Here is a 22630-nt window from a genome sequence, read left to right as displayed (position 1 = left end):
TTTTGGTATTTTTCTTAGCTATATTACCTAAGATAACTTTCACTAAACAACTCCACAACCTATAAAACTCATATAAATTTTATATAATTTCTCATATAAACCTCATAATTAACCTCATAATGCCACAAGCTGAAAGATAAAGAGGTGAATTATTTTGGCTTATTAGTAGACTAAAAGCTCAACTAAGAAGGTTTTTTCATCGCTAATTAAATGGACATGATATAACATTGACAGAACCACAATATATAAAACAGAAAAAAAGAAGCTAGTAATGAGCTAGAAAGAAGCTTTCTCCAGAGCTAACAAATATCATTTTGGGTAAGTTCAGTAGAACAGGTTCATATATTGAAGCTCTGATTAGTCTGTAAATATTAGGACTGGAAGGAAGGAAAAAATCAAGTCTACAGTCCAAACCTGAAAATCAAAAAGTTGTTATACTATCAAATGAGTTTTAATGTTTGCCGGAAATAGTTTCGGTACAATTGATTACTGATAACTACTTTATTTCCATCTAACTTCACTAACCCCATACTGTTTAACTTGTAAGCTTGAATAGGTTCTAGAAATATAGGTTTACTACTACGTATAGCCTTATTCAAAGCGATCGCTAATTCCGGCTCATCCTGTAATTTTACTTGATGACGCTGCAAATGACTCGAATAAATTCCCGTCGATGTAGGAGCAGTTTTTAGCAGTTCCGTGAGTGTTACATCCCGCTGACTAAGATGATAAATAGCAAGATGTACTAATGCAGGATGTCCTCCTATCATAGCCATCAAAAGATTTACTTCTTCATCATTCCAATCAAGTTTGTAATATTTAGCTAATTCTATCACTTCTTCTAAGGAAAAACAGTGTAGCTGAACTGGCAACCCTACATTGAAAGGTGACTGCTTAAGCTGCAGAGGCACATAAATTTCAGTTGAGTGAACTACTACTAAACGCAATTTCTGCCAGACAGGGAGTCTTTTGGCATCCTCATACCACGAACGTAACAAGGGAAAAAAGTCCTTTGCTATTTCCGGATGCTCAAAAATCCGGTTCACTTCATCCAAAGCTAAAAGTATAGGCGCATCAATTGAATTTAGTAAATAGTCTTGGAAGTAGAGAGAACAGCTAATTTTACACCCAATATCTTCATCCCAATAGCCATCTAACATTAGTTCCATGCCTAATTGACGGGTAACATTAGCACAAAACCAGCGTAAAAACTTATTAATATTGCTACAAACATCTTGCTCTACTTGTTGTAGATTTAAATTAACAGTGTGATAGTTTAAACGACTTGCATAGTCAATAACACGGAGCAGGAGGGAGCTTTTGCCCATTTCTTGTGGCGCTTTGATCCTTACCAAAGCTCCTGGGTTCTCAATTTCTGTATATATTTGATTCTCAACATCAGATCGTTGTATATAAAATGGTGAATCTAGAGATATAGCCCCACAAGGAAATCTTGGTGACATAACTTGCCTAATCTCAGCAGAAAGTGTTGTAGCATTTTGGCTGGGAATGGTTTTTTTTGATGTTGCTGTTGAGATAAAATATGTTTCCAGCTTTGCCCGACAGTCTTTTTTTGTTACCTTCCCACTCACAACTTCAGAAATTCGTCTAAACAGCTCAGGAGCTACAACATTGCTCAGATAACCAGGGCTATAACCTGCCTCTTCAGCTACTAGGTTATAGGTTTGATAATTCCAGATGCCTTGGAGAACTATCCTTTCTACATTATTGAGGGGAGGACGATCTATTTCTAGCAGCTTGCTGTTTATAGCTTTTAGAACAAAATCTAAGTTGATAGTGTATGAATTTTCTTCTCGATCCATATATATTAGCTATTATTAAGTATAAATAGTATTTCATGCAATAATACCCTTTTTTTGGGCATATAGAAAATAAATCATACCACAGCTAAAATACCCAGCCATTAACCTCAGACTGGAAATGAAGTGGAAGTGAGTTGGAAAACCGCTCTGTTAAACCTACCTAAAGCTACCTAAATCTCGACTTAGCTGGACATAAGTAGTTTTGGTGTTAATATCAAATCCGTTTCATTCGGTATAAAAAAATGTTCCATCTTCCACCATTACCAAATATTTCTCTATATTCCCCTCCTGGGAGGGGTTATATCAAATCCGGTTAATTGCACATAGAATCCGGTTATATAATATCTGTTTATAATTTCTTAAATTATATCATGTCCGGTTGAACAGTGATAAATAAATAACTACGGAGTCCTCAGGAGTCAACCCACCCCTCGCCCCTCCCCTCCCAACCCACCCCTAACCCCGACCGTGGAGGGGAGGGGAAGTCAGGAGTCAGGAGGAAAGAGGGAAGAAAGAAGAAGAAGAACTGGAGTTGAAGGAGAAAGTTTTTTTATAACTAATTATCCGGACATGATATTACTTCAATTATTAGAAATCTCCTCCAAAAGAGTAGGGACGCCCTTATGCAACGTCCCTACGGGGAAATAATTGATAATTTCTGTACGATAATACGATCATAGATTTTTATTATTGAAGATGTCTATTTAGGGTTTGCTGATTAAATATCAAAGCATTGACTGATATTGGTTAAAGCATTTTTTGGTCTAAAAAAGTGCCAGCTTTTTGAGCTGCATAAAGCTAGTATTTTGGGACGATTATGGCAGAAAAATCACGAGCGACAATTTTTCCGACTATCTCCTCTAAAATTCCTATTTCTCCTGTCTCCTGTCTCCTGTATAGCTGTCTCCTAGCCCTACTAAAAGACTTTTTCAGCAGACCCTATTTAATCTCCCCTACTCCCCCACTCCCTTCTTCCCCTCCACGGTCGGGGGAGGGGCTGAGAGAGGCATTAGCCTAAGTTGAAACTACTTACAACGGCGAGAACGCAGCTATAGCAAGCGTGGCATCAAGTAGTATGAACGGCGAAACCTGAAACATTTATCTAGTACCAGGAGCCGTATGAGCTGGAAACTCTCATGTACGGTTCTGAAGGAGAGGTGAGGGGGCGAAATCCCCCCATCGACTCTATCAAAAGTCTTGTAGTAGGGATAGGAGACAGGAGACAGGAGAAAAGGGTCGGGAGCGAGGAGGTAGGAGCGGGCGTTTTGTCCCAAGATTGTTCTGCCATAGTCAGCCCAAAATACTAGCTTTTTGAGCGTTTTCAACTGAAACAGGCGCACTGCAATTCTACCCTAAAAATGCTCAAACCTTTATATATCAATACTTTTATAATTAATCAGCAAGCCCTAATTACTATTAATATTAGTAACAGAACTTACGCAATACCTCTATATATGGTATCTGTTTGGTGATTATTTCAGATATTTATACTACAATTAGTGGCTTTGCGTAAGTCCTGAGTAATATCATGTCCGGATAATTAGTGATAAAAAACTTTCTCCTTCAACTCCAGTTCTTCTTCTTCCAACTTCAGTCTTCCCTCCTGACTCCTGACTTCCCCTCCCTCCTGGGAGGGGTTAGGGTGGGTTGGGAGGGGAGGGGCGAGGGGTGGGTTGACTCCTGAGGACTCCGTCGTTATTTATTTATAACTGTTCAACCGGACATGATATATTACCAATTTCAAAAGAATGTTACAAATAATCAGGGTAATTAAGATAATTTAATCAGATTTCCCTTTGATTAAAAAGGAATATTCAAGCCAATAAATGATATTCAAACTATTTATTCTGAGGGCTTGAAATCACTTGAAACTCAAGCTACTGATTTATAGTTTTCCAGGTTTATAGCAGCTTTGAGGTATAATATCATCAGGACTTACGCAAAGACACTATATATAGCGTATAGCGAATAGAGCGATCGCCTACTATTGGTGGCTTTGTTACCATAAAAGCTTAAATAACTTAAGGCTGAGGTATAGTTGATTTTTATAAGAGCTATAAGTGTTGCTCTATGTAAATAAATCTTGCCCAAAAACTCTAACTATTATAGAATAATTTTATTGTTGATTTGAGTTAACAATATGAATTTTAACTATATTGATCCCATACCAATATTTACTAAATTCTCATACAAATTATACCATCACGCTCTTTAGCAAATCACTTAGAAAACATTAGCCATGATACAATCAATCGTTATTTAAGAACAGAATCTTTAAATTTCCTACGGAATGCTGCGCAAACAGAAGACTTATGGTCTTTCTTTGAAAGAGGAAATTGTCCAAAATACAGCAGCATATCTAATTTTTGATGACACAGTAATTAACAAAAAATATGCGAATAAAATTGATAGCGAAGCTCCTCTGAAAGAGGCACTTGTGCGACGAAAGTATAGTGGTAATGAACATCAAGTAATTCGAGGAATAGGAATAGTTAATTGTATCTATTTTAACCCCGAAACCGAACAATTTTGGATATTAGATTACCGCATATATGATCCAGATAGTGACAAAAAAACTTGAGTTTGACCATGTTGAAGACATGATACTTAATGTGGTAAATAAGAATAAATTACCATTTAAAAATGTATTGATGGATAGTTGGTATGCAACACAAAGATTAATGGCATTGATAGATAATATGCGAAAAATTTATTATTGCCCCTTAAAAGTTAATCGCGCCCGTAGATGATACTGGTGGTGCAGAAAAATATAAAAGTATTGCTGCATTAAGTTGGAATACATCAGAAAGAACATCAGGTAAAATAATAAAAATTAAAGGAATTCCTTTGAGATAAAAAGTCAAGCTATTCTGGGCTACTATTTCGGCCAATAGGACAGAATACATTGTCACTAATGACTTAAGTCAATCTTCTACAGATGATGTAGAATTCGAGTCGCTTTCCTTGATGGAAAATCGAAGAATTTCACGCCAGAATCAAGCAGTTAACAGGAATAGAATTTTGTCAATGTCGTAGGCGCAAAAATTCAAAAAAATAATATTGCTTGCGCTATGTTAGTCTGGAATCATTTGAAAAAAATAGCTTAGATTCTGGGGAAAACTATTTATCAGCTAAAACATCAATTATTATCTAAATATCTAGTATCTGAACTCAAATATCCTGCAATTAAAATGACGGCTATTTAAGTTTTTCTCAATAGATAAATGCTCGGCGTTGGCGGAGGGAGCAAGTGCGGCAGCTATATCGCTCTCTAAAAATTATAGCGATCGCTTAATTTTCTATTCGCTATATATAGTGTCCTTGCGTAAGTCCTGAAGATGAATCTTTGGGGGTAAAAACAGAAGCTGAAATCTTACCTAAATATACTTAAACTTACTTTTGATTGGGGTTTGTAGACACGAAGTTGCTTGTCGAAGACTATCCCATTTTTTCTTCCTTCTTCCTTATTCCTTCTTCCTTCTTCCTTCTTCAAGAGCGTGTCGGAAACTTCAATCGTTAAAGCCTAAATGTTGGCGTAGAGAATGGCGCATAATATCAACTGGTACAGATTTTTGTAACCATAATTCCAACGCAGCAGCTCCTTGTTGAACCAACATTTCTAATCCATCAATAGCGATCGCTCCCCTAACCAGAGCTTGCTGAAGAAATTTAGTAGGGTTAGGAATATAGATTAAATCATAGACTATTGCTCCTGGTGATAATAGATCGAACACTTTCTCATCTACTGGAGACTGCTCAATATTGGGATACATTCCAATAGGAGTAGTGTTCACTAGCAAATCTGCCTGTGACATTAATTTTGATACTTCATCCCACTTATGTATTTTTAGATTTACTGGCAAAGGAGAATTAATCCAACTTTGCTGAAAAGTAGTTAACTTTTCTTGAGACCGACCAATAATATGAATTTCTGCACAACCCAATTGAGCGCAACCAGCCACTACTGCACGAGACGCACCACCATTACCTAAAATTAACGCTACTTTTTGATGCCAATCCCAATTATAAGTTTTTAGTGGAGAAAGAAATCCTTCGACATCTGTATTTGTACCCTCCCATCCTTTGTCTGTTTGATAAACAGTATTAACCGCCCCCACTGCTTGAGCAAGCTCTGACACTTCTGACAAAAGTGGTAATATCGCTTGTTTGTGAGGAATAGTAATATTAAAGCCTTGAACGCCAATAGCAGAAAACCCAGCAATAGCTGTTGTTAAATTTTCTGGTTTAATTGGAAAAGGTAGGTAAACATAATCTATTACATTTTGTTGATTATTTATTGCTTTAATGGCAGCATTGTGCATTACTGGAGACAAAGAATGTTCAACGGGATAGCCAATGACTCCTAATAATTTTGTTTTACCTGTAATCATTTAGGAAATATAAATGTAAACTGCTATAATTTCTATAAAAATGTGGCATCGGGTAGGGGCGGGTTCCGCGTTAAATTAACTGCTCAACATTAAATTTAGATCAACCCGCCCCATCTCCCACCCCAATGACCTAATGCACTTGACATACTCCCGGCGTTGCGCTTGAGCGACAACGCGGGATTCTTCAACCCGCACGCGGAGTTGCTGTTTATACAGAGGTGATGCCCTCCCCCTGTGTTCTTATATTATAAGATAGTCGCTTTCCCATACGACGTTCCCTTGCAGGAGAACGCGGGACTTCTCGCTATTTTTTGTTAAATTGGTGGTGGCACATTTTCATTTGTCGTGCATTGTCATTATTTTTTACGAAACACGGCAGTGGGAGCATCTTGCTCCCGTACCATATATTCCTTTTTTTTGTATACCATTACGCGAACAGCACTACCCTTAAATTCAGGGCAAAGATACCATAATATTATATCCGGATAAACACTAACTATAAAGTTATTGCGACGGTCACTCCGTGGAAGGAAGCAATCTCAGGGGTTTGAGATATTTCTCCCATTTATTCTTAATGATAACTGTTCAACCGGACATGATATAAGGGTTCTATAATTAAGTTTTCTAAGTAAAGGAAAAATCAGAAAAAGTCGCCCTCTTCAGGGCGAAGCTTGAATCCAATTTTTTTGTCAACTACACTGACATTGGAGTAGATGTAGATGCTGCCAGCTCTTGCAAACGCTCCTGCTGATCCTGGGTAATACAAGCTTGAATGACATTCTCTATATCTCCTTCAAGAAGAGGTGCAAGAGAAAAGTTCTGACTCAAGCGATGATCTGTCACCCTATTATCCTTATAGTTATAAGTCCGAATTTTTTCTGAGCGGGAGCCAGTACCTACTTGCGATCGCCTCATCGAACTAACTTCTTGTTGTTGCTCTTGTAGCTTAATCTCATAAAGTTTAGCTCGTAAAATTTGCATTGCCCGCTCTCTGTTTTGTAGCTGACTGCGCTCCTGAGTACAGAAAATTCTAATTCCCGTGGGTTTATGAAATAAATCTACAGCAGTTTCCACCTTGTTCACATTTTGTCCACCTGCTCCGCCAGAACGAGCCGTTGTCAGCTCAATATCTTTTGCATCTATCTCAACTTCCACATCATCCACTTCTGGCATAATGGCCACCGTTGCCGTTGAAGTGTGTACCCTCCCACCTGCTTCTGTCACTGGAACTCTTTGAACCCGATGAACTCCTGCTTCAAACTTCAGCTTACTGTAAACCTGTTCTCCTTTAATTTCTAAAATTGCCTCTTTAAAACCTCCCATATCTGCTAAAGATTCACTCAGTAAACTCACCTTCCATTTTTGAGTTTCTGAATAACGGGAGTACATTCTCACCAGGTCCCCTGCCCAAATACTGGCTTCATCTCCTCCTGTACCAGCTCTAATCTCCAACATAATATTCTTATCATCGTTGGGGTCTCGTGGTAGTAGGGCAATTTTCATTTGAGTTTCCAGAGATTCCAGTTTGACTTCCAATTCCTCTACTTCCATTCTGGCCATCTCTTGCATTTCTTGGTCGCCACCAGCTTCTTTCAATATTTCCTTAGCATCAGCTAATTCTTTCTGAGTATTTTTCCACTCTTCATAAGTATTTACTACTTCTTCCAATGAGGAGCGTGCCTTAGCTACTTTTTGGAACTCAGTTGGATCTTTTGCTATATCTGGATCGGCTAAACGTAGAGTTAACTCATTGTAGGTTTGCTCTACAGATTTTAATTTTTCTAGTAAATATGTTTCAGCCATTGTCAGTTGTCCCTTGTCTTAATTAGTATTTTATTTATGGGAGATTTTTATTGAGATTTTGATATTAATTGTTGTCTATAGAACCCATTTGAGATCTATATAATTATTGTAGTCAAGTCTTTTCGCGCATCAATGAGTGAGGAAAAATCATCAGCAAGGAGTTGAATTTTTGTATTATCTCTGCCCACATCTTCCCTCTTACCTCTTCCCTCTTCCCTTTTCCCTCTTAACTCCTGTCTCCTGTCTCCTGTCTCCTGACTCCTAGATAAAAAAACTTGGTATTTATCAAGATACGGTTAGGGGTTCTATAAAATATTACCGAAAAGCGACGTTGAAAGCCCCCGTGTTTTAAGCGGGGAATGAAAACAAGCGAGTCGTTTAGACTAGACAACTTTAGTTGTCCTGTGTTATTATCTGGATATACAAACGTTTAGACAAAAGTAAGCAGCAAAGCATGGGTTAAACTTAAGCTGACTGTGTAGGGGCACTTTGACTTGTCCCCAAAGAGTATATCTTTGGTCAGCTAAGAAAAAACAAAGCAACATGGATTTATCCTGTTGCGTAGTATCAACTTAGAATCCCCTCGGCAAAAGCTGCGGGGAGTAGTCAAAGACAACTAATTAAGGACAATTGACATTCCAACTATTTTTTATCCTTACTCTTTTTAGATTTAGAGCTTTTCCCTCCATCTTTCTTACTATATTTACGCATAAATCTCTCAACTCTTCCTTCAGTATCAATAATTTTCTGAGTACCTGTAAAAAAGGGATGATTTCCGGACCAAACATCAACATTAATCTCTGGTTTTGTCGAACCAATTGTCATTACCACTTCACCATTACAGTAAACTTTGGCTTCTGGATACCACTCAGGATGAATACCAGCTTTAGGCATTTTTTTACTCTACTTAAAATTACAAATATTTTTATCTACTATTCTAACTTATTCTACTGAATTGACACAGTTAATTTTGTGGATTAAATTACTCGGTTGGGGGCGGGTTCATCATCAATTATTTCTCCCTATTCCCTGTTCCCTGTTCCCTCTTTTGGAAAATATGTCTAAAATTTTTGCCAATTATCACAAATTCGTAACAATTGGCAATTTTGTTTAAGATATTATCGTTTGGAATATTGAGGTGCTTTACGAGCTTTGCGTAAACCATACTTTTTCCGTTCTTTAGCCCGGGGGTCGCGAGTCAAATATCCTTCTGTCTTGAGAGGTTTACGGTTATCTGGGTCTAACTGGCATAAAGCTCTAGCAACACCTAACTTAATAGAATCAGCTTGTCCTGTTAACCCACCTCCTGTAGCTTTCACTAGAATGTCATACTCATTTTCCAGACCTAAAGTCTCTAGTGGAGCTTTCGCAGATGATAAATAACCATGATTATATTGCAGGTATAACTCACCATCCTTACCATTAATAATCAATTTGCCTGTACCTGGAACTAGGCGTACTGAAGCGATCGAAGACTTACGACGACCAGTCCCCCAATACATAGCACGGCCACTTTCTTTTGCTTCCATTATTCTTGTTCTCCTGGAGTTGTTTTAATACTTAACGTTTCAGGTTTTTGAGCTTGATGAGGATGGTCAGGCCCTGGATAAACTTTTAGTTTAGCATGAAGTTTTCTTCCCAGAGCATTTTTTGGTAGCATTCCATAAACTGCTTCCTCAATAATTCTTCGAGGCAAACGAGCTTGAAGCTTAGAAAAAACCTCTGTTTTCATACCTCCTGGTCTTCCTGAATGGCGACGATAAAGTTTCTGACTACTTTTTTTACCAGTTACATCCACCTTTTCAGCATTAATAACAATTACAAAATCTCCTGTATCGAGATGTGGAGTATAAGTAGGTTTATTCTTACCCCTAATAATCATCGCAATAGCAGTAGCTAGTCGCCCTAAGCGTTGACCTTCAGCATCAATAACATACCATTTTGGCTCTATAGAATTCAGCGGGGGAATGTATGTTGTATTCATAATTTACTTAATTTTAGTTTAGTTGTTTTTTTTAAGAAGCGGTCATTTCAGTTATCAGTTATCAGTTATCAGTTATCAGTTATCAGCTTTTTAGAGGGTAATTTAATTAAATCAATTCAAGATATGAAATCAACAATTTCATCCCTCTATTCCCTATTCCCTCTCTTGGTGCGCGTTCCCTTGCGTCTGACGCCGACGCGGGGTCGCACCGCTATTCCCTATTCCCTGACTTCAAAAAATAAATTTAGGCATATTATTATACCAAACTTCTTGAGTAAAAGGAAATTCCAGATAACCAACCCGCAATAAACAAAGGCCACTAGCTGGAGCTGAGTGCTTCACAACTTCCCTTCTTTGATTAACCCAAATATCTGTAAAACTTTCCAGAGATAGCTTCTGTTGACCCACTTGAATGAGTAACCCCACCAATAATCGCATCATTCCATATAGAAACCCACTAGCTTGAACCTCTATATGAATAAATGGTCCCTGACTTTCACACTTCACCTCTTGTACATCTACCCAAGAATGAGGACGAGAAGAGCCAGCTCTTTGAAAAGCAGCCAAGTGATGACGGCCAATCAAAGGATTCAAAGCCGCTTGAATCAACACTGGATCTAATGGTGCTTGATAGTAATGCCAAACAAAAGGCATCACAAACAAATTAGGCCGTTTTTCTGTATATAGGGTGTAGCGATAACGCCGCGAAGTTGCAGAAAATCGAGCGTGCCAGGTAGATTCGACTTGAGCCGAACTTGCGATTAAGATATCATTAGCCAACCGTGAATTGAGAATAGTAGCCCATTTATGGGCAGGAATTGGGCCTGGAACATCGAAATGAGCTACTTGTGCTGCGGCATGAACTCCCGCATCCGTTCTTCCTGCACCATGTAATATTACAGGCTGGTTAACCACAGAAGAAATAGTATTTTCAATCTCTTCTTGTACAGTTCGTTGATTTGGCTGTCTTTGCCACCCATGAAAATGAGTTCCTTGATATTGAATTACAAGAGCAACACGCCGAACTAAAAGTTGGTTATTAGCCATGGGAAAGTAGAAAGTTTCTAGAGCTTAAAAGTCAATCTTTATCACCATTAAATTTCGACTATTAATAAAATGGTCAAATACTAACTTTTTCTAATTTATTTCCCACACTACCCCTTACCGAATAATTAAGGTTTAAAGCCTCTCCTTTAAAAGAAAAACAAGCGGTCGTTAGCGCAGCTTCCCGAAGGGTGGGATGGCTAGGTATCCTCGCTGTCCTTCAATCGACCAAGAGAGAAAAATTTTTCCTTTGAGTCAATCCTCTTCTTTTCAAGGAGAGATAATTATTAATTATTAATTATTAATTATTCATTGTTGAATATAGACCTTAAACCAGTTCAATAATTGCCATTTCTGCGTTATCTCCACGACGGCGAACAGTTCTTAAAACACGGGTATAACCTCCATTACGAGAACCGTATCTATCCTGTGCCCCTTCAAATAGAGAGTGAACTAGCTTTTTGTCAAATATATAACCTAAAGCTTGTCGGCGAGCTGCTAACGATCCATCCTTTGCCAAGGAAATCATTTTTTCTGCTTCTGACTGTACAGCTTTAGCACGGGTTTTTGTGGTAGTAATTCTACCATGACGGATTAATTCAGTTGCCAGAGACCGCAGAAGAGCGCGACGCTGATCTGCTGGTTTTCCTAGCTTTGGAACACGACGACTATGACGCATGACTACTTTGAGTATCTAAAATATTTGAGCTGATGTTTTTGATTTGTGTTTCCCTACTGCTACTAACAGCTTCAAAGACTCGGTCGATCATCTTTGAAAGCATAGTATTTCAGATTTACATTTTTGATGCTATTGACAAAAATTGGTTTTAATTAGTGATTTTTGGCCTCTAGGTAGCTTTAGCAACTTTTCTTGAGGTAAAGTTATTCCCAAGCGTTTCTGTAAAGCTTCTATAACTTCCTCAGCAGATTTTTGACCAAAGTTTTTGATCTCTAATAGGTCTTCTTGACTGTACTCCAGTAGGTCTGCAACAGAGTTAATTTGTGCTCTTTTCAGACAGTTATAGGCCCGAACCGATAGTTGTAATTCTTCTATTGGAATTTGACTTGTTGGGTCTGTAGGCTCTCCTGATGGAGGCTCTGCCATATTAGTAATATCTTTGAGTGGCTCAAATAAACTCATTAAGATACTAGCAGCATGACTCAAAGCATCTTGAGGTGTGTAACTGCCATTTGTCCAAACCTCCATAATGAGTCGGTCTTCTTCTAAAGAGCTACCTATACGAGCTTCAACTGTATAGTTAACCTTACGAACTGGCATAAAAATGGCATCAATTTGCAGAAAATCAAGAGCTGTAACATCATCGCGAGTACGATCTACCGCTCTATAACCAGTCCCTTTCTCAATTCTAAACTCCATCTCCAGAGTTGACCCAGGAGATAAGGTAGCTACATATTGACTGCGATCGATGATTTCCACCTCCGAAGGTACATCAAAACGATCTGCAGTTAATGTTGCTGGCCCTTCTATCCTGACTCTACCAATTTGTGGTTGGTTGGAATGGCTTTTGAGAACAACCTCTTTCATGTTCAGTAGGATCTCTAGAACATCTTCCCTTACCCCCTTAATTGTGGCAAACTCATGGTTAACCCCAGCTATCCTCACTGATGTAATGGCTGTTCCTTCTAAGTTAGATAGTAGAACCCGCCTCAGTGCATTACCTACTGTTGTCCCTTGACCGCGAGCTAGTGGCTCTATAACAAATTTTCCATACTGACTACGATCTTTGTCAGTTTTAGATTCTATACACTCGTAATGAAACTGCGCCACGGAGTGACCTCCCTTGAACATTAAACCCCAGAGTTAATAATTTGATTAGACTCTACGCCGTTTTGGTGGACGGCAGCCATTGTGAGGAATTGGGGTAATATCTCGGATCAAAGTTATCTCTAGTCCTGCCCCTTGTAAAGCCCTAATAGCAGTTTCTCTTCCTGCTCCAGGACCACTAACCATGACTTGAATCTGACGCATTCCTTGGTCGTTAGCTCGACGTGCTGCGCTTTCTGCTGCTGTTTGTGCGGCAAAGGGAGTTCCTTTTTTTGCTCCTTTGAAGCCACTAGAACCTGCTGATGCCCAAGAAATTACTTCACCATTCAAGTCAGTAATAGTTACAATTGTGTTATTGAAGGTAGACTGAATGTAAGCTACCCCATTGGGTACATTCTTTTTTTGCTTTTTTGCACCTGTTTTTCTACCTGGTTGTCGTGCCATATTTGTCTTTATGAGTGGTATCTCAAGTTAATAATGTACTTTTCTCAGAGCAACTGGACTTATTTCTAACCTTAAATCTTATAAGAATTTTTTGCTTTTATATAGCGTTAAAAGCTATGCTATATCCTTATAGTTACTAGAAATATTGTCTTTTGGTCTTACATTAAATAATGTCTGAGAAATAAATTTTTTTTGCTGGCGATTGAATTTTTAAATGCTATAATTTTAGTATTAGCAATAGCCACATTTTCTATCTGAAAACAAAATCCTAGTATACATAGTCAACTTGTTAATGTGATGATTTTTTTACCTGATCGGGTTTTTACTTTTAGTATATGAAACAGCTAATTTTTTGTGCTTCAAAACCCAGGCAAAATTTTCTCACTTACAGTCAACAAATTTCAGTCAACAAATTTAACTATAAATAATTATTTTGTCTCCTGAATTTAAGAGTTATAATTAGACAAGAACAATTTACTTTCAGAGTTAATAATTTAATTCGATGAATTTACTTTCAATCTGACTAAATTACATTAATTTGCTTGTACTCTAAGTAAGCTATATAGAAGTAGAATTGATGGTTAAGTAGATAATCAAATCAAATAATACTCATTATAAAGTAAGGTTTTGACTAAATTTTTCCCGCCCTTTCATGAGCTATGTCTCTACTAAAATTATAGTAATAGCTTTACATAAATATACAACTAAACTTCTATTTCTTAGCACTGGCTTTTTTCTTACCAGCTACAGTTCGACGTACACCTCTACGAGTTCTGGCGTTGGTGCGAGTTTGCTGTCCTCTAACTGGTAGGCCCATCCTGTGCCGACGACCCCGGTAAGTACCAATATCCATCAATCTCTTGATGTTCATGGCTTCCAGTCGTCTAAGGTCTCCTTCAACTTGGTAGTTATTCTGAACCATAGAACGAAGTGCTGCTATATCAGCATCACTTAAATCCTTCACCCGGGTATCAGGATTTACACCAGTTTCATCTAAAATTTCTTGAGACCGAGATAGTCCAATTCCATAGATGTATGTCAGACCAATTTCTATACGCTTATCGCGTGGGAGGTCTACTCCTGCAATTCGTGCCACTTTACTTTATCTCCATCACCTTAAAATTAAACTTAAACTAGGTTAATTAGTAGGCAACAAATAATCTGATGCCTGTGTCGAAATATGCTTAACCTTGACGTTGTTTATGTTTGGGATTAACGCATATAACCATTACTCGTCCATTACGACGAATAACACGACACTTTTCACACATTTTTTTGACAGATGCTCTAACTTTCATGCCTTAAGTATGGCAATACTACAAATTTAGTATTGTATCATTTACTAATGTTTTCAGCAAGTAGATAATCTCTCTACAAATTATTGAGTAGAGATTCGATCATTACTACTTTTTCCGCAGTCGATATGTAATTCGACCTTTTGTCAAGTCATAAGGTGTTAACTCCACCTTGACTCGATCGCCTGGTAGAATTTTGATGTAATTGCGACGGATTTTACCAGAAATATGAGCTAGCACATTAAATCCATTATCTAAGTCTACTCTGAACATAGCATTCGGTAGGGACTCCGTCACTGTACCCTCCATTTCTATAAGATCTTGTTTTGCCAACTGTTAATCACCTCAACCCTGCAAGTTACCAATTTATATTCGGAACAGCCTGTTATTTCAGGTGATTCCCTCAACATATCTTATCAAAAATTTGTAATTTTTAGAGGTTATTGAGGATGAGCGACAATCATAATCTCTAAATATTTAGTTGGCATCAACAGCTTCAACTATCTATAGCTAATTTGAGGGTGGAAAAAGTCGATCAAAATCTAATTCCTATTTACCTTGTGACGCTCATCTAATAGCTTGTTTTAGAGAATTAGTCACAGCATCAATGGAGTTATTTCCATCTATAGTAACTAGCTGTTTACGTTCTTTGTAAAATTCAATCAAAGGTTCTGTTTGTCGATGGTAGACTTTTAAACGATTTGTTATAGTTTCCTCATTATCATCTTGCCTACCTCTTGATAATAAGCGACTGACTAAAACCTTATCTGGAACTTGTAAATTTATGACCATCAAAGAATTACTAATTTCAGCTTTTTCTTCTTGAGTGTCATTTCCATTTTTACTTGCAGATAAAAGTTTTTCGACAAAATCTGCTTGAGCCACATTTCTAGGAAACCCATCTAGAACCCAACCACTTTGAGCATCATCTTTTTTCAGTCTTTCTTCAACCATGTCAAGGATGAGTCCATCGGGAACTAAATCACCTTTGTCCATATATTCTTTTGCTTGTAAACCCAGGGGTGATTTTTCTGCCACATTATTGCGTAAAATATCACCTGTAGAAATATGAGGAACTTGGTAAAAATCTGCTATTCGAGATGCTTGTGTTCCCTTGCCTGCTCCTGGGGGACCTAAGAATATCAGTTTTACCACTATTGCTTCACCATTCCTTCGTATCTCTGAGAGATAACATAAGTTTGAATTTGTTTTGCTGTGTCTATTGCTACACCTACTAGAATTAATAGAGAGGTAGCTCCTAACCCTCTAAAGGTAGGTACACGAGTCGCACTTTCTACTGCCGTAGGGATAATTGCTACTAAACCAAGGAAAATAGCTCCTAGGAAAGTCAACCTATTCAAAACTTTCTCTATATAATCGCTGGTAGTTTTACCTGGGCGAATGCCTGGGATACTTGCCCCCATTTTCTTCAAATTCTGCGACATATCCACTGGGTTCATAATTAGGGAAGCGTAGAAATAACTGAAGAATAAGATTAGAACAAAGTAAAATAGAGCATACAACCAAGGAGTCGGGCCACTAGGACTGATAGAAGTAATAATCTGAGATAAAAGTGGATTGTTAGAAAACTGAGCTAAGGATACAGGTAATATAAGGACGGCAGAAGCAAAAATAATTGGCATTACTCCACCTTGATTTAGTCGTAAAGGTAAATAGCTTTTTGTTTCCCGATAAAGTTTTCTACCTACTTGACGACGAGCTGAAAGTATGGGAATTCTGCGGCTTCCCTCCTGTACAAAGACAATGCCTACAATCATCACTAGGAATACCAGAAGCAGAATAATTGCACGACCTACAATAGCACGGTCTCCTCCTTCAAACAATTTAATTGTGTCCCCTAGTGATTGAGGTAACACAGCCACAATGTTGACAAATATCAACAATGATGCTCCATTACCAATTCCTCTTTCTGTAATTAATTCAGATATCCACATCACAAACATGGAACCTGCCGTAATTGCTAAAATAGTCTTAGCAATAAATAGAGGCCCAGGGCTAATGGCTACACTTACCGACGAGCCATTAATTTCTACAGATGAACTATTCAGAAATATTGCTAAACCAAAGCTTTGTAGCACTGACCAACCCAAGGCCACATAGCGAGTGATTTGAGAAATTTTACGACGTCCTGCTTCACCTTCATTCTTCTGCAGATTTTCTAAACTGGGTAAGGCTGCTGTCATCAATTGAATGATGATCGAGGCATTAATATAAGGTATGATACCTAATGCAAAAATACCCAATGCGGAGAAACCTCCACCAGAAAAAAGATCGAGAAATCCAGTTAAAGCCTGATTTCCTATACTTGCTTCAAAAGCTCCTCTATTTATTCCTGGTACTGGTAAGTACACACCCAGACGTACCAAAAGAAGTAAACCTATTGTCACTAGCAGTCGCCCCCGCAACCCTGCTGCTTGGGCCATCTGCAAGAATGTTTCTTGAGCAGTTGGTGACTTTTCTCTACTAATGTCCATATTTATTTGAGATTTTTATTTTATATTTTTGATTTTAGCAAAATTAGGTAGAATCCTCCGCTTCTAGAGATTTTATTTGTTTGAGAACCAAGGTTTTTGCTTATACTAAGGTTTTTGAAACTCTACTTGAGTTGACATCCTCCCGACGCACCCTTACAGGAGAGCGCAGGACTCCCTAACATCACTGATAGGGGCTTTCTGCTTCTTAGCACCCGCCTTCCGGGATTTGCTCCCTTCGGGTCTTACGGTCGCTCCACAGACTGACACTGCGAGTCCCGCAGCCAAAATGTTGTTACTTGCATTTATGTCTCGATCATGGTGAACACCACACTCAGGACAATCCCATTTTCTAATATTTAGAGGTAATTTTTCTACTACGCTCCCTTACAGGATAGCGCTGGTCTTCTGCCAACATTTTGATCACCTGAAAAAACTAGAAAGTTTATTTGCTCGATCCTATTTCTTGGCAACTACCACCTGCTGCTTCTATTTTGGAACGAGCTGTAGCTGTAAAACCTATAGCATGAACATTTAGTGCCACATTCAACTCTCCATCTCCGAGGACTTTGAGCGGTCCATCGTTACTTGTAATAATTCCAGCTTCCATTAGAGAGGCAAGAGTTACTTCTGTGTTAGTTGGTAATGATGCCAACTTACCCACATTGATAATTGTATATTTCTTCCGATTTACCATCGGAAAGCTTTTTAACTTTGGCAAGCGACGATAAAGAGGATTTTGACCACCTTCAAAACCCGGTCTAGTACTGCTACCAGACCGAGATTTTTGACCACGCATTCCCTTACCACAACTTGCACCTTGACCTGCTGAGATTCCTCTGCCTAATCTACGAGGGCGTTGCTGAGAACCTTTTTAGGAATTGCATCTTTTAATCTCATATTGTTTTATCTTGCTACCGATGAATTTGCCATTAAGATCAAGATTAAAATTTTATCTTTTCTTTCGTGGGTTTAATACCGCACCGTCAACAGGGGTGCTTAAAACTGTTGCCTGTTCCCTATTCCCTGTTGCCTATTCCCTATTCCCTGCTTAAGCATATAGATGTTCCACAGGTAGGTCTCGTTCTTGAGCCACATCGGATAATGTTCTCAAAGCTGATAAGGCGTTAACAGCAGCTCTAGCATTGTTTAATGGATTATTAGACCCTAGCTGTTTGGCTAATATATTCTGAACACCTGCTAGTTCAAGAACTGTTCTCACAGCTCCTCCCGCGATAACTCCCGTACCTGGTGCCGCTGGTCGCATCATTACTTTTGCTCCACCACCAAAACCATTTACAGGATGGGGAATAGAGTTAGCTTTTGTGAGTGGGACTTCTACTATATGCTTTTTGCCATCCGCAACTCCTTTCTTCACAGCACCTATAACATCTGCTGCTTTACCCACTCCCACGCCTACTTGACCTTTTTCATTGCCGATAACGACAATTGCCCGGAAACTCAGGTTTTTACCGCCTTTAACAACTTTAGTGACTCGGCGAATTTGGACAACCCTTTCTTGCCATTCACTTTCTTTCTCTTTTGTACGGTTATTTTTTTTACGACGTTGCTGCTGTTCTGCCATAGTTGTTACCTTTTGTCAAGTTCATTTTTTGTGTGTAACTTTACTAATTATCTAGAAGTCTAATCCAGCTTCACGAGCTGCCTCAGCTAAAGCTTTTACACGGCCATGATAGATATTTCCACCACGGTCGAAAACTACTTTTTCTATTCCTTTTTCTAGCGATCGCTGTGCAATTAATTTTCCTACTTGCACAGAAGCATCACAGTTAGCTCCGGAACTTGATTTTAATTCTGGTTCTACAGTTGATGCTGCAACCAAGGTATGTTGTTTAGTATCATCAATCACTTGAGCATAGATATGCAGATTTGAGCGAAATACTGATAATCTAGGGCGTTCTGATGTACCAAATACCTTTTTACGCACCCGACGATGCCGCTTTCTGACAGAGTCTTTACGAGTATACTTCATTATCTATTTCTTACCTGATTTACCTGCTTTGAGTTTAATCATTTCACCTGCATAGCGAATACCTTTGCCTTTGTATACTTCTGGTGGACGAACAGCACGAATTCGCGCAGCAGTATTTCCTACTAATTCTTTATTGATACCAGTAACAATTACATTTGTATTATTTTCTACTGCCACCTGAATACCTTCAGGAGAAGGCATTTCTACTGGTTTACTGTAACCTACGTTTAAAATCAAGTTCTTGCCTTGAACTTGAGCACGATACCCTACTCCTTGAATTTGTAGTCGCTTTTCATATCCTTTTGATACGCCTTCGACCATATTGGCAACTAAAGTTCTACATAGGCCATATCGCTGACGAGCGCGACGAGTTTCAGTTTGTGGTTTAACCACAACAGTGTCTTCTTGCTGCTCGACAGCTATTTCTGGTGGCAAAACTCTAGAGAGTTCGCCTTTCGGGCCTTTTACTGTTACTTTTTGACCATCAATAGTAACAGTCACTTTATTGGGAATCTTGATTGGAAGCTTACCTATTCGAGACATAGCTTTCTTTGTATATATATAAGGTTGCTAGATATGCTAGATATTACTTTCTTTGGGTTAGTGAATAGCTCTTGATTAGACCTCTTGCAAAAGTTTTAATTACATCAATTCAAGACACGAAATCAACAATTTTACCAAAAAAAGTGGTTTCAAGCTTCCTTTTTACAGAGATAAAAAGAAAAAAACTTTGAGTTGATCCTGTTCTTTTAAAGGATAATTAATTATTAATTATTAATTATTAATTATTAATTATTATTTACTACCAAACATAACAAAGGACTTCTCCTCCGATGCCTCTTTTTCTAGCTTCTCTATCAGTCATAATTCCACTGGATGTAGAAATAATAGCTATTCCTATTCCACCTAAAACTCTTGGTAATTCTTTACGATTTTTATAGACCCGGAGTCCAGGTTTACTAACTCGCTTCAGATATCTAATAATGGGTTGTCGATTTTTGCCTTTGTATTTTAAAGAAATTACTAAGAACTTCTTCAGACCTTCGCCTTCTTGTTCAAATCCACCAATAAAACCTTCCTCGCTCAATACTTTGGCAATACTGCGAGTCATTTTTGTTGCTGGAACTTTTGTTGTTGTATGTTGCGCCATGCAGGAGTTGCGAATTCGCGTCAACATATCTGATATTGTGTCGTTAGCCGCCATTTTTCCTTTTTTCCTTAACTACTTTAAGTTAATTACTCCGAAAGGGCATTCCCATTTCTTTAAGTAAGGCGCGGCCTTCCTCATCAGTCTTAGCTGTGGTAATAATTGAAATGTCCATTCCCCGAATTTGATCGATACTGTCATATTCTATTTCTGGAAAAATTAGCTGCTCTTTTAAGCCTAAGCTGTAATTTCCTCGACCGTCAAAGCTTTTAGGATTTATGCCTCTAAAATCTCTAATTCTTGGTAATGCTAAATTAATTAGTCGGTCTAGAAATTCATACATTTTTCCAGAGCGTAGAGTCACCATAACTCCTACTGGCATTCCGTTACGAATTTTAAATCCAGCGATCGCTTTTTTTGCCCTAGTTACTACTGGTTTTTGGCCTGTAATTGTAGCTATTTCCTTGATTGATGAGTCTAGAGCTTTAGCATTTTGAGATGCTTCACCTAAACCCCGGTTCAATGTTACTTTAACCAGTTTTGGTACCTGGTGAATATTTGTATACTTAAATTGCTCCATCATTTTGGGAACAATTTTTTCCTGGTAAAAACTTTTTAGTCTCTCTGCCATAGTTTTGCTAACTATTAGTTTAGTAATTTATGCAGTAAAAAGTAATTTGATTTTGGTCTTTAATTTACTAATTTCAACCATTATTCTTCATACTTTTTCCTAAGTTTAATCAATAATTTCTCCTGTTTTTTGAGCTTCCGCACTTTGCGACGATCATCTGTAAATGTGTAACAAATGCGACTAGCTACCTTTTCTTTGCTAGAGTAGAGCATAACATTAGAACTATGAATCGGAGCTTCTATGGTAACAATCTTACCTGACTCTCCTTCTTGCTGAGGTTTAACGTGCTTTGTTTTGACGTTAACATCTTTCACTACTACTTTGCTGACTTTTGGCAACACCTGGATGATTTCCCCTACTTTGCCTTTATCTTTTCCGGCAATTATTTGAACTGTGTCGCCTTTCTTAACGTGCATTTTATAGCGTACGGGTTTTCCCTGTGCGTTCATTTGAGGTTTTTTCTTTTTAGCCATTTACAGTACCTCCGGTGCTAGGGATACGATTTTAGTAAAATTTTTGTCTCGTAATTCACGAGCTACTGGACCAAATACACGAGTTCCTCGTGGGTTTCCATCCTGGTTGATAATGACTGCTGCATTATCATCAAATCTAATGCTCATACCACTGTCTCGACGCAAACCTTTCCGGGTACGGACAACAACAGCTCTCACTACATCTGACTTTTTGACTGCCATGTTAGGAGATGCGTCTTTGACTACAGCTATTATAACGTCACCTATACGAGCATAGCGACGATTACCACCACCTATTACGCGGATGCACATTAATTTTCGGGCACCGCTATTATCAGCTACATTTAATATGGACTGTTGTTGAATCATTGCTGTTTTTGTGATGTTTTTATAGATGTATTGGAATTAAAGTTAATTTATTGGTTAATTTTAATTGGTTCACAAAGGCCAATAAAACCAACCATTAACTAATCTTGGTACTTAGAATCTCAGCAAGTTGCCAACGTTTAGTACGACTCATTGGACGAGTTTCTGTAATCCGAACGCGATCGCCTTCGTTACATTTATTTTCTTCGTCGTGAACTTTATATTTTTAGTTTTCACGACTGTTTTGCCGTACTTCGGGTGAGCAGACCTGTTTTCGATCGCCACCACTATTGTTTTGTCCATTTTGTTACTGACAACTACACCTACTCTTTCTTTCGTTGCCATAATTTTCCTTCTTTTATGAGTAATAAAGTGTTCTTTAATTTTCCCGTACTTTGAAAATGTCAACAATTAATAATTTACTAATTGCCACATCTAAGTTTCTGATTTTTATCAATAATTGGGTCTAAAAACCCGTCTTGATTGACAAAATGTTTTTGGATGGTTGCTCGCGCATTCCCCTTACAAAAAAACTTTTGAATTTTGAATTTTGAATTTTGACTTAGTCAATCTGGACTATCTGCTGTTTCAACAGTTGTAGTCGAAGATTGGTTTGAAACTGATTCTGCTACTTCTTGAGTAGAAGCTTCTGCTTCTTTTTTAATTCTCGTTCTCTTTCTATTGTTAACAATTGAGCCAGTCGATGACGGTTGTGTTTGAAAAGGTGAGGTTGTTCCAATCTTCCGGTAGCTTTTAACATTCGTAAATTGAACAATTCTCGCTTAGTTTTAACTATTTCAGCGACAAGTTCGTCATCACTCAAATCCCTCACTTCTTCTATTTTAGGAAAAGGCATAGACTACTAATCTCCCTCGCGTGTAATAAACCTAGTCTTAATTGGCAACTTAAATGATGCTAAACGCATAGCTTCGCGGGCAATTTCTTCTGCAACTCCACC

22 protein-coding genes and 6 pseudogenes are annotated in these 22630 nt (G+C 38.2%); 1 reads left to right on the top strand and 27 read right to left on the bottom strand.

Annotated features, from left to right (window positions below; translation table 11 throughout):
* Positions 1 to 440: 440 nt before the first annotated feature.
* Entirely contained in the window at positions 441 to 1823 is a 1383-nt protein-coding gene (locus tag SAGCYANO_RS39960; RefSeq protein ID WP_237397145.1) for an AAA-like domain-containing protein, read from the bottom strand.
* 2144 nt (positions 1824 to 3967) lie between these two features.
* Here SAGCYANO_RS39960 and SAGCYANO_RS39955 point away from each other — a divergent pair.
* Positions 3968 to 5029: pseudogene (locus tag SAGCYANO_RS39955) on the top strand (transposase).
* Positions 5030 to 5332: 303 nt separating this feature from the next.
* Here SAGCYANO_RS39955 and SAGCYANO_RS39950 read toward each other — a convergent pair.
* The 26 genes and pseudogenes from SAGCYANO_RS39950 to SAGCYANO_RS39825 all read right to left on the bottom strand — a co-directional run.
* Positions 5333 to 6214 (bottom strand): shikimate dehydrogenase, encoded by an 882-nt coding sequence (locus SAGCYANO_RS39950; protein WP_202225096.1) that lies wholly within the window; start codon positions 6212 to 6214, stop codon positions 5333 to 5335.
* 693 nt (positions 6215 to 6907) lie between these two features.
* Positions 6908 to 8017, bottom strand: coding sequence for a peptide chain release factor 1 (gene prfA / locus SAGCYANO_RS39945; RefSeq protein ID WP_202225095.1), 1110 nt, complete (start codon positions 8015 to 8017; stop codon positions 6908 to 6910).
* Between the two features lie 642 nt (positions 8018 to 8659).
* Entirely contained in the window at positions 8660 to 8911 is a 252-nt protein-coding gene (rpmE, locus tag SAGCYANO_RS39940; RefSeq protein WP_124143144.1) for a 50S ribosomal protein L31, read from the bottom strand.
* A 224-nt stretch (positions 8912 to 9135) separates the two neighbouring features.
* Entirely contained in the window at positions 9136 to 9546 is a 411-nt protein-coding gene (gene rpsI, locus SAGCYANO_RS39935) for a 30S ribosomal protein S9 (RefSeq protein WP_202225094.1), read from the bottom strand.
* Positions 9546 to 10001: a 50S ribosomal protein L13 gene (rplM, locus tag SAGCYANO_RS39930; RefSeq protein WP_202225093.1), complete on the bottom strand. Its 456-nt coding sequence runs from the start codon at positions 9999 to 10001 to the stop codon at positions 9546 to 9548. The genes rpsI and rplM overlap by 1 nt, the downstream gene beginning before the upstream one ends.
* Before the next feature lie 231 nt (positions 10002 to 10232).
* Complete coding sequence (gene truA, locus SAGCYANO_RS39925) at positions 10233 to 11048, bottom strand: tRNA pseudouridine(38-40) synthase TruA (RefSeq protein WP_202225092.1); 816 nt, start codon at positions 11046 to 11048, stop codon at positions 10233 to 10235.
* Between the two features lie 325 nt (positions 11049 to 11373).
* Positions 11374 to 11724, bottom strand: a complete 351-nt coding sequence (gene rplQ / locus SAGCYANO_RS39920) for a 50S ribosomal protein L17 (RefSeq protein WP_202225091.1) — start codon at positions 11722 to 11724, stop codon at positions 11374 to 11376.
* 129 nt (positions 11725 to 11853) lie between these two features.
* The gene (locus SAGCYANO_RS39915) at positions 11854 to 12834 is read right to left on the bottom strand and encodes a DNA-directed RNA polymerase subunit alpha (RefSeq protein WP_375340087.1); all 981 of its coding nucleotides are present in this window, start codon (positions 12832 to 12834) and stop codon (positions 11854 to 11856) included.
* Between the two features lie 45 nt (positions 12835 to 12879).
* On the bottom strand, positions 12880 to 13275 hold the full coding sequence (gene rpsK, locus SAGCYANO_RS39910; protein WP_202225089.1) for a 30S ribosomal protein S11: 396 nt from the start codon (positions 13273 to 13275) through the stop codon (positions 12880 to 12882).
* A 712-nt stretch (positions 13276 to 13987) separates the two neighbouring features.
* Positions 13988 to 14371 carry a 30S ribosomal protein S13 gene (gene rpsM, locus SAGCYANO_RS39905; protein WP_202225088.1) on the bottom strand — a complete coding sequence of 128 codons (384 nt, stop codon included), beginning with the start codon at positions 14369 to 14371 and terminating at the stop codon, positions 13988 to 13990.
* An 88-nt stretch (positions 14372 to 14459) separates the two neighbouring features.
* Positions 14460 to 14573 (bottom strand): 50S ribosomal protein L36, encoded by a 114-nt coding sequence (gene rpmJ, locus SAGCYANO_RS39900; protein WP_202225087.1) that lies wholly within the window; start codon positions 14571 to 14573, stop codon positions 14460 to 14462.
* A 105-nt stretch (positions 14574 to 14678) separates the two neighbouring features.
* Positions 14679 to 14903: a translation initiation factor IF-1 gene (infA, locus tag SAGCYANO_RS39895; RefSeq protein ID WP_008191178.1), complete on the bottom strand. Its 225-nt coding sequence runs from the start codon at positions 14901 to 14903 to the stop codon at positions 14679 to 14681.
* A 234-nt stretch (positions 14904 to 15137) separates the two neighbouring features.
* Positions 15138 to 15725 (bottom strand): adenylate kinase, encoded by a 588-nt coding sequence (locus tag SAGCYANO_RS39890; protein ID WP_202225086.1) that lies wholly within the window; start codon positions 15723 to 15725, stop codon positions 15138 to 15140.
* Positions 15725 to 17065: a preprotein translocase subunit SecY gene (gene secY, locus SAGCYANO_RS39885; RefSeq protein WP_202225085.1), complete on the bottom strand. Its 1341-nt coding sequence runs from the start codon at positions 17063 to 17065 to the stop codon at positions 15725 to 15727. Before secY ends, SAGCYANO_RS39890 begins: the two co-directional genes overlap by 1 nt.
* A gap of 153 nt (positions 17066 to 17218) precedes the next feature.
* Positions 17219 to 17449 (bottom strand): annotated as a pseudogene (locus SAGCYANO_RS39880) (zinc ribbon domain-containing protein); the annotation flags it as partial.
* 58 nt (positions 17450 to 17507) lie between these two features.
* Positions 17508 to 17962: pseudogene (gene rplO, locus SAGCYANO_RS39875) on the bottom strand (50S ribosomal protein L15).
* A 151-nt stretch (positions 17963 to 18113) separates the two neighbouring features.
* Positions 18114 to 18647 (bottom strand): 30S ribosomal protein S5, encoded by a 534-nt coding sequence (gene rpsE, locus SAGCYANO_RS39870; RefSeq protein ID WP_202225084.1) that lies wholly within the window; start codon positions 18645 to 18647, stop codon positions 18114 to 18116.
* A 51-nt stretch (positions 18648 to 18698) separates the two neighbouring features.
* Complete coding sequence (rplR, locus tag SAGCYANO_RS39865) at positions 18699 to 19055, bottom strand: 50S ribosomal protein L18 (RefSeq protein WP_202225083.1); 357 nt, start codon at positions 19053 to 19055, stop codon at positions 18699 to 18701.
* A 3-nt stretch (positions 19056 to 19058) separates the two neighbouring features.
* On the bottom strand, positions 19059 to 19598 hold the full coding sequence (gene rplF / locus SAGCYANO_RS39860) for a 50S ribosomal protein L6 (RefSeq protein WP_202225082.1): 540 nt from the start codon (positions 19596 to 19598) through the stop codon (positions 19059 to 19061).
* Positions 19599 to 19857: 259 nt separating this feature from the next.
* A complete protein-coding gene (gene rpsH / locus SAGCYANO_RS39855; protein ID WP_202225081.1) occupies positions 19858 to 20259 on the bottom strand; it encodes a 30S ribosomal protein S8 in 402 nt (133 codons plus the stop codon).
* A 28-nt stretch (positions 20260 to 20287) separates the two neighbouring features.
* A complete protein-coding gene (rplE, locus tag SAGCYANO_RS39850) occupies positions 20288 to 20833 on the bottom strand; it encodes a 50S ribosomal protein L5 (protein ID WP_202225080.1) in 546 nt (181 codons plus the stop codon).
* Between the two features lie 105 nt (positions 20834 to 20938).
* Positions 20939 to 21306 (bottom strand): annotated as a pseudogene (rplX, locus tag SAGCYANO_RS39845) (50S ribosomal protein L24).
* The gene (rplN, locus tag SAGCYANO_RS39840; RefSeq protein WP_202225079.1) at positions 21307 to 21675 is read right to left on the bottom strand and encodes a 50S ribosomal protein L14; all 369 of its coding nucleotides are present in this window, start codon (positions 21673 to 21675) and stop codon (positions 21307 to 21309) included.
* Between the two features lie 94 nt (positions 21676 to 21769).
* Positions 21770 to 22017: pseudogene (gene rpsQ / locus SAGCYANO_RS39835) on the bottom strand (30S ribosomal protein S17).
* A gap of 283 nt (positions 22018 to 22300) precedes the next feature.
* Positions 22301 to 22528 (bottom strand): 50S ribosomal protein L29, encoded by a 228-nt coding sequence (gene rpmC / locus SAGCYANO_RS39830; protein WP_202225078.1) that lies wholly within the window; start codon positions 22526 to 22528, stop codon positions 22301 to 22303.
* Positions 22529 to 22534: 6 nt separating this feature from the next.
* A pseudogene (locus SAGCYANO_RS39825) lies at positions 22535 to 22630 on the bottom strand (ribosomal protein L16); the annotation flags it as partial.

The sequence above is a fragment of the Okeania sp. KiyG1 genome, assembly GCF_014132355.1.
In the GTDB taxonomy this organism is placed as follows: Bacteria; Cyanobacteriota; Cyanobacteriia; order Cyanobacteriales; family Microcoleaceae; genus Okeania.
This window is presented reverse-complemented; position numbering and strand designations above follow the sequence as displayed.